Here is a 15,694-nt window from a genome sequence, read left to right on the forward strand (position 1 = left end):
TTTTTACTCACTTTTCCCATGACTCACGAAGAACAACTTGATCTCTTTAGTAGCACCAACATTACCCCCCCTACTCCCCCCGTGCAATGGGACTTAATCCCCACCGATGCCAATATTCCTATCCCCAGTGGACTTTATAGCACCCTAGGGGAAATTGGGGCAGATTGTGACCAGTGTCAACGCTGTGAATTGAGTCAATCCCGCACCCATGCTGTCCTCGGACGGGGCAATCCTCGCGGGGATATTATGATTATTGGAGAAGGCCCTGGACAGAATGAAGATGAGCAAGGTTTACCCTTTGTGGGGAAATCGGGACAATTGCTAGAAAAAATTCTCGCCTCGGTTCATCTTGACTCAGAAACAGATGTTTATATTGCCAATATGGTCAAATGTTTGACCGGAGATACTCCTGTTCTCACAAGGCAGGGGTTTCAATCCTTGCAATGGATTGTAGAACACCGTTGGGAGGGGGAAGTGCTGAGTGTAACCCCGAGGAAACAGTTAGTCTGGCGTAAGATTACCTACTGGTACGAATCCCGTTTAGGCGATCGCACCCTCTATCGTGTCACCCTACCCGGTCACAGCTTAGGGTATACTGCCACCGGAGATCATCCCATCCTCACCCGTCGGGGATGGATTCCCGTCGAAGACCTCCATTTGCGGGATTTAGTCGCCACAGGAACCCCCCAACGTACCTTAGCCTCTATTACGACAGAAACCGCCCTAGTGAGGAGTTCTGCCTCCCCCTATCCTCTCTGGGACACCAGCAACAACCTAGGAGAAATCACCGACTGGCAACCTGTAATCAAACATCCCCTCCCCCCCCAACATCCGGATACTGTAGTCTATTGTTTGGATGTGGAAGAAACCGCCAATTTTGTCACCCCGGCCGGAGTCGTCCATAACTGCCGTCCTCCGGGAAATCGTACCCCCACCCCCGAAGAAATTGCGGCCTGTAAACCCTATTTACTTGAACAAATTCGCCTCGTTAACCCGAAAATTATCCTGTTTACCGGAGCCACTGCCTATCGGGGTTTAACGGGGCAAAAACAGGGCATTACCAAGATTCGAGGGCAATGGATAGAATGGGAAGGAAGACCCTGTATGGCGATTTTTCATCCAGCCTACTTGTTACGCAACCCTTCCAAAGAACCCGGAAAACCCAAGTGGTTAATGTGGCAGGATATTCAGGCTGTCCGGCAAAAACTTGATGAATTGCGTTCACGAAGCGTTCCGTAAGGAAATCGCCATCTTCTCAATCCCCCTCTCTTAAACCTGTCTCATGTTGTCCTGAGACAGTTCTGAACTATTGTCAGAGTTCTTCCGTTATTACTGCCTACCCTTAAGGATTTTCATGGTCAACATTCTCGATCGACTGCCCCAAGAAGCCAGAGAATGGGCTGAACAATTGCATTGGAAAGAAAGACGATATCTCTTATCTTTATGTCACCTCCTTTGTGCCGTTCCCCCGGAAACCCAAGCCCAATTTTTAGATGAATATACTGCCGATGGTTTAATTAACAAAATCCTCCAAGACTACGACACCCAAACCAAAGTTCAAGCCCATCTCGATAGTTTCCGCATCCCCACCCAACTGGATAAAGAACTACTCCGACACTATATTAAGCAATTCTATGTCCACTCTGCCCAAGATGTGCGACGAGAACCAGAACGCTATTTAGAATCGGCTCTCCGTCTGGTCTTAAGTCCCGAAGAAAAAAATTATGTCCTCAACTATATCCTGGGCTTTGAACTGTTACAAACTGTTTTTAAAATGAGTTGGTTACAACAAGAACGGTTTTATCTCCTACAACCGAATCAAGAGGACTTTTTTAATAGTTACATCAAACCCATTCGCAATACTCACCGCATTAACGGCATTGTTAACCCAAAAGATGAGAAAGTGTTTTTTTCTCGCCGAGATTACTTTGTGAAAACACCGAATATTTCTGAACAGAAATTAGTCGCTCTCGTCATGGCTACCTTTGTCACCGATGAAGTCAGCAACTTAGGTTTTATTATTGTCCGTAATACCCAACCTGTTCCTTTTGATTATGACTATATTTACAAGCCCGATGAAGAAAACATTTTTGGTTAATCTTGCCTCAATTACGCCTAAATTCAGCCAAGATTGTAGACTTTACCCAGGACTTTCTTAGTATCCATTAATTGACATCAGGGTGATTTTATGCTAGAAAAAGTTCCACAAGAAGCAAAAGAATGGGCGGAAGGTTTAGACTGGCAAAGACGGCGTTATTTACTCTCGCTTTGTCATTTATTATGTGGGGCATCCCCAGACATTCAAGCTAGTTTTTTGGATCAATATACGGCTGACGGACTTTTGGCCAAAATTATCCAAGATTATGATACTTATTATAAAGTTCAGCGCCATCTAGATGGATTTCACATTCAAACGAATTTGAATGATAAAGTGTTGCGTCAATATATCAAACAATTTTATATTCATTCTGCCCAAGATGTCCGGCGAGAACCTCAAAAGTATTTAGAAGCAGCTTTAAGATTGGTTTTAAGTCCTGAAGAAAAAAGTTATGTTCTCAATTATATTTTAGGATTTGAATTGATTAAGTTATTATTTCAAATGAGTTGGTTGCAACAGGAAAGATTTTATTCTTTACAAAATAATCAAGAAGATTTTTATAATACTTATATTAAGCCTGTTCAGTATTCGCAAAGGGTGAATGGTTTAGTTGTCCCTAAAGATGAAAACACTTTTTTCTCTCAACGGGAATTTTACGTTAAACCGCCTAAAATCAGCGGTAAACGTTTAGAAGAATTGGTTATGGTGACATTTACCACGGATGCCGTTAGTACCCTAGGCTTTTCGATTGTACGGAATATTCGTCCTGTCCCATTTGATTATGACTATATTTATCAACCTGCACAAGAGCGGATTTTTTAGAGTGCCTATGGCTGCTCTCCCCCGTTCCCCGTTCCCTAGCCCAGTTATTCAGCAAACCCTATAATAGGACTAAAACACCCCACGGATTTCTATGAACGTCCTGCGTCGTCGAACATGGTTAGGCTGGCTGCAACTGAGCCATGAACCAAGTCGCTTACTGGTTGCCCTAGCGGGGATTGCCTTTGCAGATGTCCTGATGTTTATGCAGCTAGGCTTTCAAGCGTCTCTGTTTGATAGTAATACTCGTTTGGCTCGCACGCTCAATGCTGATGTGATTCTTGTTAGTCCGAAAGCCAAAAATAGCCAAAATCTCTCTACCTTTAGCCGTCGTCGCCTCTATCAAGCGCTAGATGTTCCGGGTGTTACTCAAGGCACTGGCCTTTATTCTAATCTGTTGACTTGGAAAAACCCCCAAACTCGTCAAGATACGGTGATTCAACTGATCGGTTTTGATCCGGATCATACTCCTTTTGATCTCCCAGACCTCAAGACAAAACAGGATTTGCTCAAACTCCCGGATGTGGTGCTTTTTGACCGACGATCTCGGGGGAGGTATGGGGAGGTGATTAGCCAGTTGGAAGCGGGGCAAGTGGTGACGACGGAGGCTGAGGGGCGCACCCTGTCGATTCAAGGTATTTTTAGCTTGGGGGCTTCTTTCGGGGCGGATGGGACGTTGTTGGCCAGTGATCAAACGTTTCTTAGGATCTTACCTCGTCGCAATTCGGGCAGTATTAGCCTCGGATTGTTACAGTTAGCCCCAGAGGCAGATCCGGAGGAGGTGGTGGCACAACTGCGCGCTAGGTTGCCGGAGGATGTAAATGTTTTGACTCAAGGGGAATTTATGGCGGCGGAAAAGCGGTATTGGCAGACGGAAAGCCCCATTGGGTTTATTTTCACGATGGGAACGGCGATGGCGTTTGTGGTGGGGGTGGTGATTGTCTATCAGGTGTTGTCTACGGATGTGAATGCCCATTTACAGGAGTATGCGACGTTTAAGGCGATGGGCTATCGCCATCGGTATCTGTTGGGGGTGATTTTTGAGGAGGCGGTGATTTTAGCGCTGTTGGGGTTTATTCCGGGGTTTATTCTGCCGATGGGTCTTTATCGGGTGGCGGCGAGGGCTACGGCGTTACCTATTGCGATGACGGTTCAACGGGCGTTAATGGTGTTAGGTTTGACGCTGTTGATGTGTTTGTTATCTGGTGCGATCGCCACTCGTCGATTACAAGGGGCCGATCCGGCGGATATGTTCTAATGTGCTGGAAGTGAATCTGATGTCAAACCCTAACTCGGTCGTAATTACCATTGCTCACCTTGACCATGCTTTTGGGGTGGGGGAGTTGCGGAAACAGGTTCTTTTTGATATCCACCTGACTCTACAAGGGGGGGAAATTGTGATTATGACCGGACCTTCAGGATCGGGGAAAACCACGCTGTTAACGCTGATAGGGGGCTTACGTTCGGTTCAGAAGGGCAGCTTACAGTTTTTGGGCTTAGAACTCTGTGGGGCGACGGAACGGCAACGGGTGGAGGTGCGCCGTCATATTGGCTATATTTTCCAAGCCCATAATCTCCACGGGAGTTTAACGGCGTTACAAAATGTGCGGATGGGTTTGGAGCTTCATCGGCAATACTCGGTGGCTGAAATGGAACAACGGGCGAGTCAGGCGTTGGAAGCGGTGGGGTTAGGCGATCGCCTTTCCTACTACCCCGCCAACCTTTCCGGTGGTCAACGGCAACGAGTGGCGATCGCCCGCGCCCTCGTCAGTCAGCCCAAACTCTTGCTGGCCGACGAACCCACCGCCGCCCTGGATCGTCAATCGGGGCGGGATGTCGTGACTCTCATGCAGCACCTCGCCCAGGAACAAGGCTGTACAATCCTCCTCGTCACCCATGACAATCGCATTTTAGATGTAGCGGATCGGATTATTGAAATGGAAGATGGTCGTCTACTGTCCTCCGGGAGGTTAGATTGATGGGGCGTTAATTAACTAGATAGCTAAACAAACACCTTCATGAGCGTTAACGGAATGACCTCAATGGGCAGAACCTCCCTCGCGGCTCCGAGTGCGATCGCCTCCTTGGGCATTCCAAACACCACACAACTCTGTTCATTTTGAGCAATGGTATAGCCCCCGGCCTGATGAATCGCTAACATCCCATCCGCCCCATCCCGCCCCATCCCCGTCAACAAAACCCCCACCGTCGCCCCCCGATAAACCCGCGCCACCGCCTGAAACGTCACCGTCACCGAAGGACGATGCCCCCCCACCCGCATCCCATTGGAATAGTGAAAACGCCCCAAAGCATCTAACTCCAAATGAAACTGTTCCCTAGGGAAATAAATCACCCCAGCCCTTGGTGTTTCCCCTTGTTCAGCAATGCGAATCGGTAAATGACATTGATGCCCCAACCAATCTAATAATCCTTGTAAAAAACCCTCACTGATATGCTGCACACAAAGCACCGGAGCGGGAAAATCATTGGGTAACGGGCTTAACACCGTCCGCAACGCTTGAGGCCCCCCAGTAGAAGCCCCCACCGCTAAAACTTTCGGTTTCGTTGGTAAGCTATAACGGCGACTGGGGGGAGGGGTTTGGATGACCGGAAGAGTCGGAGGGTGCAAAGAACGGGGGGGAGGAATCCGGGATGCAGTCGGGAGACTCGGTGGACTCGGTGAAGGTGATACCTCGTGACTCGGTACAGCACCAGGATCGGAGCGCCGTCTACGGGTAAACACCCGTACCCCAGACAATACCTGAATTTTATTAATCAGTTGGTGTTTAACGGCCTCATATTCTGTCGTTCCCCCCACCCGAGGTTTCGGAAAAATATCCACCGCCCCCGCATCCAACAGTTCAAAAACATTTTCGGTGTCTTCTTCCTGCACCGAGGCACTGATCACTAAAATGGGACGGGGTTTCGTGGCCATTACCTCCATCGTGAACTCTAGCCCGTTCATGCGGGGCATATGTAAGTCAGTACAAATTACGTCCGGTTGGAGCTTGTTTAACAATTCCAAGCCTTGTATTCCCGTTTCTGCCATCCCCACGACTTCAATATTGGGAGCAGAGTCTAACATTCGTTTGAGAATGGAACGGGCGATGGGGGAATCTTCCACAATCAGGACTTTAATCGCCATAAGTCATACAAAATCAAGGTAAAGGAAGTGAAACGCGAACCGCAAGCACTACGGTTCGCGCCGTTGGCTCAAAATCACAGGAGAGTTCAGACTAATCGTTGCAAGGTTTCTAATAAAATATCTTGACTAAAAGAGTCTTTTGTGATATAGGCATTAGCCCCTGCTTCAACCCCTCTTCTTCTATCTTCCTCCGAAGCGAGAGAAGTCACTAAAATAATCGGCAGTTCGTTATATTCCTTATTTTGACGGATGCGAGTGGTGAGTTCCAAGCCATTTAAGTTGGGCATTTGGATATCGGAAACAATGGCATCAAAGGGACGAGATTTAAGCTTATTCCAGCCATCGAGTCCATCTACGGCTGTCACTACCTCATATCCGGCTCCCTCTAGGATGCGCTTCTCTTGGGTCCGAATGGTAATTGAGTCTTCAGCTAACAGAATCACCTGTTTTTTTCTCGCTTTATCTTTTGGGTTGTTCACTGGGGCAACCGTAGCCCTTCTAGTGCTTTTCTGAATGGATTTCATTAAGTCTACGGGGTTCACAATCATACAGACTTCCCCTGTGCCGAGAATGGTGGCTCCGGCAATGTTACGCACCCGTTTTAGCAGTTTACTCTGGGGTTTGAGGACGACATCTTGAGTGTCTAGCAGTTCATCAACAAATAACCCGAGACGATCATCACCGATTTTGATTAACACACAGGGTAAACCTTGATGCTGTTGCCGTTCGTGGGTTTCGTTGAGTTGATCAAAAGCAGAAACTTTGAGTTCCAAAAGGTTGGCTAAATGAGCCACGGAAACCGCTTGATTGTTCAAGGCAATGGTTTCCCGTCCTTCTAGGGTGAAAATATCCTCTAGGGCGACTAAGAGGGTGGTTTCCACAAATTCAATGGGGATGGCGTGGGGTATGCCATGAATGGACACCAGAAGGACGTTAGCGGTGGCTAGGGTGGTTCCGAGTTGGATGCGGAAGGTGCTACCCTTACCCAAGGTGGATTCAACTTGTAAGGTGCCTTTGAGGCGTTCGACGTTGGTATGAACCACATCTAAACCTACCCCGCGGCCGGATACTTCGGTGACGAATTTCTGGGTGGAGAAACCGGGGAGAAAGATTAAGTTATAAACCTGGTTTAAGGTCATGGTGGCGAGTTCTTCCTCTCGGTACAGTCCCCGCTCTACGGCGGTTTTTTTGATGGTTTCGGGATTCAGACCACTCCCATCATCGCTGACCTCAATCACAATATTGGAGGTGGTTTGATAGCCTTTAATCCAGATGTGGGCTTGTCGAGATTTGCCCGCTCGTTCCCGTTCTTCGGGGGGTTCTACGCCATGATCTACGGCGTTCCGAATCAGGTGCATTAAGGGGTCTTTCATTTCCTCCAAAATGCGTTTATCGGCGGTGGTGTCTCCTCCTTCGATAATCAGTTCTACTTCTTTGCCTTGTTCCCGGGCGAGGTCGCGGACGGTGCGGGGGAAGAGTTGAAAAATGTTGGAGAGGGGCAACAGTCGCAGGGTGCGAATTCGTTCCTCTAGGTTGTTGGCAATGAGGTCAAGACGGGAGGAGTTTTCTTGGGCGAAACCTTTGAGTCGTTGTAGAAGTTGCTCGATTTGCTCGTTGAGGGGGTTTTGCTCTAGGAATCCGTTACCGTTGTGGTTAAAGGTGTTATGGCTGTTTTTCCACTCTTCCCAAAGGTTGGTTAGGGCATCGATTTCTACGGCAACATGAGCAATCCGGATCTTGGTGACGGTGAGTTCTCCGGTTTGGGTGATTAGGTCGTCTAGGTAACGGGTTTCTACGCGGATGGTTTCGATGCGGTAGGGTTCGCTGGTGCGACGATTGACGGGGGCGGGTGGGGGGGAAACTGGGGGGGCGGTGGGGTTTTCTTTAACGGGAGAAATTTCTAAGGCGGCTTCTGGGGGGACTTCTGGGACTTCTGGGCTTTCTGTCTCCTCTGGGGCGGCAGCTTCTACGGGGGGGGTCTGGGGTTGGGGAATCCGGTTCTGGGGGGGGTTCTGCTTGGGATTGGGTGGGGTTCGCTCCCATTAAGACGGCGAGGAGGTGGAAGGTGTCCACTCCGCTGGGGTTTCCGGTGACGGATTCTTCGACGAGTTTGGCGATCGCATCGAGTCCTTGATAAAGGCGATCGCTAAATTCTGGGGTGAGTGTCGTTTCCTCTCGGTACAACTGCCCTAAATTATGTTCAATTTGGTGGGTTAATGTCTCAATGTCTTTCAACCCCAACATCCGAGAATCCCCTTTTAAACTATGGGCTTCTCGTAACAATTCTTCAAAAGGACTCTTATCCTCTGGATTCCGTTCGAGGTGCAGTAATCCGGCCTCTAGTTTTTGCAAGTGTTCTTCACTTGCCGCTTTAAATAAATTGCGTAGTTCTTCGTCTTCAATAAACATGGGTTTTGACTAGCCGTAAATCCTAAAAATGCCGTGTTCTTTATGCTCTCTTTGTGCTAAAAAAATCCCGCCGTCTACAAACAGCTTTAGATTTTTTTCAGAAATGCCCCCTGAAATGTGAGCATGAACCCCAGAAAAAATTGCTCCTATCTAGATCATAGCTCTTAACGTAAAAGCTGTTTCATTCAGTTGCTGAGTGCCTTTTTTAGTTTGAGTAATTCCACTGACGGTTTCTTGGGATACTCGACTTAAATCATTCATCGTCTGCATGATCTGTTGAATGGCACTGGCTTCTTGCTGAACACTTAAAGCAATTTGCTGACTACTGGCCACTACCTGCTCAATGGCTAGGGTGACTCCCTCAAAAGAACTGGCTGTAACTTCGGCTAGCTGCACATTGTTTTGTACCGTAGTATTTCCCACCTCGGCCGCATTGACGGTGGTTTGAATAGACTTTTGAATAGATTGCACTAGATGATTAATTTTCTGTACCGATTCTTGACTTTGTTCGGCTAACTTGCGAATTTCTGTCGCCACCACCGAGAAACCTTTCCCATGTTCTCCCGCCCGCACGGCTTCAATGGAGGCATTGAGAGCTAGCATATTGGTTTGATTGGCTACTTCCCCCACCAATTGGGAAATCATGCCGATTTGTTGGGCCTGTTGGTTTAAGTGATCGGCTTGTTGTGCGATCGCCTCTACCTTATTTTGCAACTCTCGCATCCCCCGCATTGTGCCGTTCACCGCTTCATTCCCCCGTTGGGATAACTCCAACACATCTTGAGCGCGTTCGGCCACCCGTTGCGCTTGTTCAGAGGACTGTTGAGATGACACTTCCAACTGGTGCATCGTTGTCGTGGTTTCTTGCACCGAAACCGCCTGTTGTGCCGCCACTCGTTCCTGTTGTTCTGTCACCGTGGCAATTTCTGAACTGGCTGTGGCCAAATTTTCAATGGTTTCTTCTAGTGCCGCCGTTAACAGTTGACTGAGAATTTTCTTTAAGGGGGATAACACAATCACAATCGTTAAGACTAGAATAGGAATGAAAACAAACAACACCATGTGATACAAACTGGTCGCCGCATTTCGTTCCTGTTCTGCCACCTCTAACTGCAACGCCATCAACTGGTTCAGTCTTTGAGTAATCGGGTCAATCACATCATAGAGACTACGAGCCAAAACCAGCAGGCGATCGCGATTCCCACTCCGTAACACATCCTCCAACTCATAAATCATCCGATCAGACTCTCGAAACAGTCCCTCAATTTCCACCACCAAATTCCGTTCTTCCGGGGTCAAATCCGTTTTTTGATACCGTTGCCATTCTGCCTCAATGATACTCATCGCAGCTTGAACCGACCGCAACGCTTCCCCCGTCGTCATTCTGTCCGAATTGGCTTTATTCGCTGCATCTACAATCGACACGGCATAGGCATCAGAAACCAGTTTGAGTTGCTTAAGCGGAACAACCCGATCATCATAAATTGTCCCCACTTTCTGATTAATAGACCAAAAACCGATTAAGGAAGAAAAACCCACAATCCCCAGTAACAATGCAGGGAATACACTGATAGTTTGAATCTTGTGCTTTAAGTTATTAGATTTTTTTTCATTCTGTATCATGATCCAACCAGCCCATCCTCTTTCATATTTTGAACCGGGTAAAACCGCAATATCCCTTACACTAATATAACTCTTCAAAAAGTTCAGATTGAACTTTTTTAACAGAAAAAAAAGGTTTGTGATAAAAGTTAAGAAATCAAGGGCATAAATTAAACAGCAATTCCTGTTTTTGTTCGATCACACTTGTGGTTTTTGCGGATACATCAAATCGAGAGATACACCCTCAGCAAAGGTGATCGAGAATTGAGGAAAAAACGCGATCAGGCTGACCCTATTAGAAAAAACTCCCGGAGTAGCCGAGGGGGTCGTTCAGTTAACTTTGTTCGATCTAGCAAAGAGCCTGAAAACCGAGAATCCTCCGCTAAACGAGCGGTTAGCGGTGGGAGAGTCCAGACCTCCACGCCAGATTGTCCTAGAATGGAAAATGCAAAATGGCTGATCCGATAGGAGAAAACTGCGTGGAGTCCCGATATAACCCATCTGCAATTGAGTCCAAATGGCAAGAGAAATGGCTAGAAATGGGGTTAGACCGAACCCAAGAAAACCCCAAACAGCCTAAATTTTATGCCCTATCCATGTTTCCCTACCCCTCCGGGAACCTACATATGGGTCACGTCCGCAACTATACCATCACCGACGTAATCGCCCGTCTCAAGCGGATGCAAGGCCACCGAGTTCTCCACCCCATGGGCTGGGATGCCTTTGGACTACCCGCCGAAAACGCCGCCATTGACCGAGGTATCCCCCCCGCCCAGTGGACCTATCAGAACATCGCCCACATGAAAGGGCAACTCCAACGTCTCGGCCTCTCCCTCGACTGGGAACGGGAAGTCACCACCTGTTCCCCCGATTATTACCGTTGGACCCAGTGGCTCTTTCTCCAATTCTACGAAGCCGGATTAGCCTATCAGAAAGAAGCGGCCGTGAATTGGGACCCCATTGATCAAACCGTCCTCGCCAACGAACAAGTCGATAGTGAAGGACGTTCTTGGCGTTCTGGGGCGAAAGTGGAGCGGAAACTGTTGCGCCAGTGGTTCCTGAAAATCACCGACTACGCCGAGCAGTTATTACAAGATTTAGAGCAACTCGACGGCTGGCCCGAGCGGGTGAAACTCATGCAGGCCAACTGGATTGGTAAATCCGTTGGGGCCTATTTAGAATTCCCCATTGTGGGCTTAGAGGAAAAAATCGCCGTCTTCACCACTCGCCCAGACACCGTTTATGGCGTGTCCTACGTCGTATTAGCCCCCGAACATCCTTTAACCCCCAAAGTCACCACCCAAGGGCAAAAACAGGCTGTAGAGCAGTTTATTCAAGAAGTCTCCCAAGAAAGCGAACTAGAACGCACGGCAGAAGATAAACCCAAGCGGGGTATTTTCACCGGAGGAAAAGCCCTTAATCCCTTCAACGGGCAAGAAGTCCCCATTTTAATCGCCGATTATGTTTTATACGAATACGGCACCGGAGCCGTGATGGGGGTACCTGCCCATGATGTGCGGGATTTCGCCTTTGCCACCAAGTACGACCTCCCCATTACAACGGTGATTATACCGGAAGGGGGAGATGCCAGTGAAGCCTTAACGACCGCCTATACTGACCCCGGAATCATGGTCAACTCCGGCCCCTTTGACGGCACTCCTTCGGGTGAGGGCAAAACAAAAGTCATTGAATACGCCGAACAACAAGGCTATGGCAAAGCCCGCATTCAGTACCGCTTGCGGGATTGGCTGATTTCTCGCCAACGCTATTGGGGCTGTCCCATTCCGGTGATTCACTGCCCCGACTGTGGCATTGTCCCGGTGCCGGATGAGGAATTACCTGTCACCCTACCCGATAATGTGGAATTTACCGGACGGGGGGCTTCTCCTTTAAGTCAGTTAGCCGACTGGGTAAATGTGAAATGTCCCACCTGTGGGGGAGATGCCAAACGGGAAACCGATACCATGGACACTTTTATTGATTCCTCTTGGTATTTCTTGCGCTATACGGACGCGAAAAATGAGCAGGATGTATTCACACCAGAAAAGGTGAATGATTGGATGCCTGTGGATCAATATGTGGGGGGAATTGAACACGCCATTCTCCATTTATTGTACTCACGCTTTTTTACCAAGGTGTTACGAGATCGGGGGTTATTAAGCTTTGATGAACCCTTTAAGCGCTTATTAACTCAAGGCATGGTGCAGGCCATGACTTATAAAAATCCTGAAACAGGAAAATATGTTGTTCCGGGTCAAGTGACGGTGGTAGAAACGATTAATCCTGAGACGGGAAAAGCGGAAACGGTTTATTATGAAAAGGGGACAGAAACTCAGTTATCGGTCTTCTTTGAAAAGATGTCAAAATCTAAATATAATGGCATCGATCCGGCAGAAGTTTTGAGTAAATATGGGGCGGATACAGCCCGGATGTTTATTCTGTTTAAAGCACCCCCAGAGAAGGATTTAGAATGGGATGATGCTGATGTTGAGGGACAATTCCGCTTTTTAAATCGGGTATGGCGTTTGGTGGATGAGTTTGTTAATCAGCCGAGTTCTGCGAAGAAGAAACAGAAAACCGGACAACTCACGAAGGGGGAAAAGGATGTCCGTCGAGCGATTCATAGGGCGATTAAGGAAGTCTCCGAGGATTTGGAGGGAGACTATCAATTTAATACGGCTGTTTCTGAGTTGATGAAGCTGAGTAATGCGTTAAATGATGCCGATTGTAAGGACTCTCCAATTTATCGAGAAGGGATTGAGGCGTTGGTGTTGTTATTAGCGCCCTTTGCGCCCCATATTGTGGAGGAATTATGGGAGCGTTTGGGGGGTAAAGGTTCTGTTCATCAACAGGCTTGGTTACGGTATGATCCCGATGCGTTGGTGGTGGATGAGATTGATTTAGTAATCCAAGTGATGGGCAAAAAACGGGATGTGATTCAAGTTCCGGCCAGTGCGACTAGGGCGGAATTAGAAGAATTAGCCCGGTCTTCGGAGAAAATTCAAGGCTATTTAGTCGGGAAGGAAATCCGTAAGGTGATTGTGGTGCCGGGTAAGTTGATTAATTTTGTTGTAGGGTAGGGGACATTAGAAGTAAGGAGTTATGGTGTGATGTCTAGTCGTTGGAAAAGTGCGCTGGGTCGTGGGTTTGCTGGGTCAGTGGTGGGGGTTTTGCTCTGGAGTGCGATCGCCCCAATGCCCAGTTATGCCAATTTCTTCGGTCGTCCCCGTTATCGAGAAGATGACAACCCCAGCGTTTTTGAGCAATGCGCCCAAGAATTAAAAGCCTCCGGGATTGATAACACCCAAGCCATGAGCGCCTGTGCGGATGCCCTTGTCCCGGAAGATTTATCAACCTGTGTTTTTCGCATCACCGAAACCACAGGCATTAGTCCTCAAACCTCTTTATCCGCTTGTTTCCGCGTGAGAAGACCCGTTGATCTCGCCCATTGTGTGGTATCCATTCGTCAGGAGGTGTTAACCACCCCCCAAGGCAGACAAAACCCCGGCAATGAGCAGAGTTTGAACAAACAGGGGATAGAGAAATCCCCCGCCCCCGATTTGTTCGCCCAAACCCCCACCCTACAAACCCTTGGGGAGTTAGAACTAGCTACCCTAGACCGTTGTCGTCGGAGTCTCCTCCCGAAACGCTACGGGGCCTGTGTGGTGGGTTTAAGTCGAGAAATCCCCTTTGTCCCCCAGCGTCTTCTAGACAGTTGTATTGACGCGGAAACGTATCCTTTGGGGAATTAGGGAATAGGGAGTCGGGAGTCGGGAGTCGGGAGTCGGGGGTGTAGGGGCGCAATGCTTGCGCCCTAGGGAGTCGGGAATCGGGAATAGGCACTCATGCAAAAGGCACTCATGCAACAGTAATCAACCCATCCCCCCCTCTCCCTCTCCCCCCCTCTCCCCCTCCCCCCTGTTCCCTTTTCCCTAGCTACGACTTGACAAAATGCACACAAGCTTAACTTGTTAAGCTTGCCTCTCCCCTTATTCAACAAGCCCTAGTTTGTACACTATCGATTAGGAGTATGAGACAACAACAACTCGAAAAATGGCGTGAGACGCGGAAGATGGGTAAATCTAATTTTATCTGGAAGGTAGGAGTACAAAAGTGGGGCTTCAGCACGGGAACATTATGGACTCTCATCATGACCGTTTTTTTCGGTTTTGAGACGTTCTTCAGTTTTTTGATTCCCGCCTTGATTGTGTTTCCGGTGGGAGGATATTTTTTTGGGCGCAATCTTTGGTTTCAGTTTGAGTCAGACTATCAAAAATCACAGGATCTTGAGGAGGAATCCTTAGATTGAGAGATGGGATAATCGGAAGGAGGGATATTCAGCAGACCCTAATTAATAATAGTGTTGAGTTTAAATAAGTTTCGTTACTTAGTTCTTAGTATTTCACCATTCATCAATATTCATGGGAGATAATTACCGTATAAGAATTTAAGGTCAAATTTTCTCAGGTATGTTTTGCCTAAGAAGGAATTATCAACCTTAACAACTTGAGCGTGCGTGCATTTTGTCAACTCCCCTATATAGCGTCCATAAATTGGATGAAACTATAAGCTGTGTGGAAAAACGAAGATCATGTTACATTCCAAAACAGAGCAAAAGACTGTCGGGAAGCCGTCAGGACTGGTGGCGTTAATCCCCCCAACGGGATACAGAAAATTTAGATTAGTGGATCCGTGCGATCGCCCCCTATATCATGGTCTACAATTGGGAATCCTACTGATTAACTTGGGCTGTATTTGGTTTCTCCTCAGCCGTTTAGCCCTGATGGGGTCTTGGTTATTCCTCCCGACCCTTGGATTGATGACTTGGTTCATTCTTGTTTCCACCCTAACCAGTCAATCCCCCTTTCGTTATCCCCTTCCACGCATCATTCTCTGGGGAATTATCCCCCCACTGATCTTTTTTGTGATCATTCTCTATCAACAAGAAACCCAACAATCTGGAATCCTTAACCTCCGGGATGTCTTCATTCTCAGCACCATCCTGGCCACCCTAGGCAGTTTTCCCATCATCCAACGGATTTGGCAGAGAAAACAGTTAGCGGCTTTCTTAGAACAAGGCCACAGTCGCACTCATTTTCATTGTGCCATCTGTCGTCAACCCCTCCATAAGTTGCCCGCCTCGGATTTAATGCCCTTGCTGACGAGGATTGAACAAGCAACCCATAAGTTGAATTCTGTGGTGTATGATGGCTGGTGGTGTCCCCATTGTCATCCTGAATATAGTCGAGACACCATTCACCTACGGGGTTACATTCTCCAACGCCCCCGCCATGTCACAAAATGCCCTCAGTGTCACGACTATACCGTGCAACACAGTACCCGCACCACGCGCAACCGTTATATTGAGCGAGAATTTTGTTACAGTTGCGATTATCGCGATCAATGGTCGCGAGAGATTCCAGAGGATGACAGAAGAACGGCTCGACACCATCGGATTGGAATGTCTGCGGACTCTTGGCACCATTACGGTGGTGGTGGGGGCGGTTTTGGCGGTGGTAGTGGCGGCGGTAGTGGGGGCGGTTTTGGCGGTGGGAGTAGTGGCGGCGGCGGCGCTGGTGGCAGTTGGTAAAAAGCAATGGGCGACCTTAACAAGTTAAGCC

General features: G+C 48.1%; 13 protein-coding genes and 1 pseudogene. 10 read left to right on the forward strand and 4 right to left on the reverse strand.

Annotated features, from left to right (window positions below; genetic code table 11):
* Window positions 1-18: 18 nt before the first annotated feature.
* The 6 genes and pseudogenes from SPI9445_RS32030 to SPI9445_RS0107790 form a co-directional block, all read left to right on the forward strand.
* Window positions 19-612, forward strand: a pseudogene (locus SPI9445_RS32030) (uracil-DNA glycosylase family protein); the annotation flags it as partial.
* Between the two features lie 114 nt (window positions 613-726).
* Window positions 727-1,239 (forward strand): uracil-DNA glycosylase, encoded by a 513-nt coding sequence (locus SPI9445_RS32035; RefSeq protein ID WP_083883595.1) that lies wholly within the window; start codon window positions 727-729, stop codon window positions 1,237-1,239.
* 115 nt (window positions 1,240-1,354) lie between these two features.
* Window positions 1,355-2,098: a hypothetical protein gene (locus SPI9445_RS0107775; protein ID WP_017304175.1), complete on the forward strand. Its 744-nt coding sequence runs from the start codon at window positions 1,355-1,357 to the stop codon at window positions 2,096-2,098.
* 90 nt (window positions 2,099-2,188) lie between these two features.
* Window positions 2,189-2,920, forward strand: a complete 732-nt coding sequence (locus SPI9445_RS0107780) for a hypothetical protein (protein ID WP_017304176.1) — start codon at window positions 2,189-2,191, stop codon at window positions 2,918-2,920.
* Window positions 2,921-3,011: 91 nt separating this feature from the next.
* On the forward strand, window positions 3,012-4,175 hold the full coding sequence (devC, locus tag SPI9445_RS0107785) for an ABC transporter permease DevC (protein WP_017304177.1): 1,164 nt from the start codon (window positions 3,012-3,014) through the stop codon (window positions 4,173-4,175).
* Between the two features lie 19 nt (window positions 4,176-4,194).
* A complete protein-coding gene (locus SPI9445_RS0107790; protein WP_017304178.1) occupies window positions 4,195-4,896 on the forward strand; it encodes a DevA family ABC transporter ATP-binding protein in 702 nt (233 codons plus the stop codon).
* Window positions 4,897-4,919: 23 nt separating this feature from the next.
* Here the strand turns inward: SPI9445_RS0107790 and cheB are convergent, their stop codons facing one another.
* From cheB to SPI9445_RS0107805, 4 genes are all read right to left on the reverse strand, one after another.
* Entirely contained in the window at window positions 4,920-6,062 is a 1,143-nt protein-coding gene (gene cheB / locus SPI9445_RS0107795; protein ID WP_017304179.1) for a chemotaxis-specific protein-glutamate methyltransferase CheB, read from the reverse strand.
* An 86-nt stretch (window positions 6,063-6,148) separates the two neighbouring features.
* On the reverse strand, window positions 6,149-7,564 hold the full coding sequence (locus SPI9445_RS31065; RefSeq protein ID WP_202803656.1) for a hybrid sensor histidine kinase/response regulator: 1,416 nt from the start codon (window positions 7,562-7,564) through the stop codon (window positions 6,149-6,151).
* A 382-nt stretch (window positions 7,565-7,946) separates the two neighbouring features.
* Complete coding sequence (locus SPI9445_RS31075) at window positions 7,947-8,471, reverse strand: Hpt domain-containing protein (protein WP_202803657.1); 525 nt, start codon at window positions 8,469-8,471, stop codon at window positions 7,947-7,949.
* 150 nt (window positions 8,472-8,621) lie between these two features.
* Complete coding sequence (locus tag SPI9445_RS0107805; RefSeq protein WP_017304180.1) at window positions 8,622-10,094, reverse strand: HAMP domain-containing methyl-accepting chemotaxis protein; 1,473 nt, start codon at window positions 10,092-10,094, stop codon at window positions 8,622-8,624.
* Between the two features lie 458 nt (window positions 10,095-10,552).
* On the opposite strand from SPI9445_RS0107805, the gene leuS reads away from it, so the two are divergent.
* From leuS to SPI9445_RS30900, 4 genes are all read left to right on the forward strand, one after another.
* Window positions 10,553-13,153: a leucine--tRNA ligase gene (leuS, locus tag SPI9445_RS0107810; protein ID WP_026079609.1), complete on the forward strand. Its 2,601-nt coding sequence runs from the start codon at window positions 10,553-10,555 to the stop codon at window positions 13,151-13,153.
* Between the two features lie 30 nt (window positions 13,154-13,183).
* Window positions 13,184-13,825, forward strand: coding sequence for a hypothetical protein (locus SPI9445_RS27445; RefSeq protein ID WP_017304182.1), 642 nt, complete (start codon window positions 13,184-13,186; stop codon window positions 13,823-13,825).
* 278 nt (window positions 13,826-14,103) lie between these two features.
* Window positions 14,104-14,382: a hypothetical protein gene (locus SPI9445_RS24815; RefSeq protein WP_017304183.1), complete on the forward strand. Its 279-nt coding sequence runs from the start codon at window positions 14,104-14,106 to the stop codon at window positions 14,380-14,382.
* A gap of 282 nt (window positions 14,383-14,664) precedes the next feature.
* Window positions 14,665-15,663 carry a hypothetical protein gene (locus tag SPI9445_RS30900; RefSeq protein ID WP_017304184.1) on the forward strand — a complete coding sequence of 333 codons (999 nt, stop codon included), beginning with the start codon at window positions 14,665-14,667 and terminating at the stop codon, window positions 15,661-15,663.
* Window positions 15,664-15,694: the final 31 nt, after the last annotated feature.

This window comes from Spirulina subsalsa PCC 9445 (assembly GCF_000314005.1).
Lineage (GTDB): Bacteria > Cyanobacteriota > Cyanobacteriia > Cyanobacteriales > Spirulinaceae > Spirulina_A > Spirulina_A subsalsa.

Coding starts and splice junctions, on each gene's coding strand:
- SPI9445_RS0107775 (WP_017304175.1), top strand. CDS start 1,355: ATGGTCAACATTCTCGATCGACTGCCCCAAGAAGCCAGAGAATGGGCT.
- SPI9445_RS0107780 (WP_017304176.1), top strand. CDS start 2,189: ATGCTAGAAAAAGTTCCACAAGAAGCAAAAGAATGGGCGGAAGGTTTA.
- devC (WP_017304177.1), top strand. CDS start 3,012: ATGAACGTCCTGCGTCGTCGAACATGGTTAGGCTGGCTGCAACTGAGC.
- SPI9445_RS0107790 (WP_017304178.1), top strand. CDS start 4,195: ATGTCAAACCCTAACTCGGTCGTAATTACCATTGCTCACCTTGACCAT.
- cheB (WP_017304179.1), bottom strand. CDS start 6,062: ATGGCGATTAAAGTCCTGATTGTGGAAGATTCCCCCATCGCCCGTTCC.
- SPI9445_RS31075 (WP_202803657.1), bottom strand. CDS start 8,471: ATGTTTATTGAAGACGAAGAACTACGCAATTTATTTAAAGCGGCAAGT.
- SPI9445_RS0107805 (WP_017304180.1), bottom strand. CDS start 10,094: ATGATACAGAATGAAAAAAAATCTAATAACTTAAAGCACAAGATTCAA.
- SPI9445_RS27445 (WP_017304182.1), top strand. CDS start 13,184: ATGTCTAGTCGTTGGAAAAGTGCGCTGGGTCGTGGGTTTGCTGGGTCA.
- SPI9445_RS24815 (WP_017304183.1), top strand. CDS start 14,104: ATGAGACAACAACAACTCGAAAAATGGCGTGAGACGCGGAAGATGGGT.
- SPI9445_RS30900 (WP_017304184.1), top strand. CDS start 14,665: ATGTTACATTCCAAAACAGAGCAAAAGACTGTCGGGAAGCCGTCAGGA.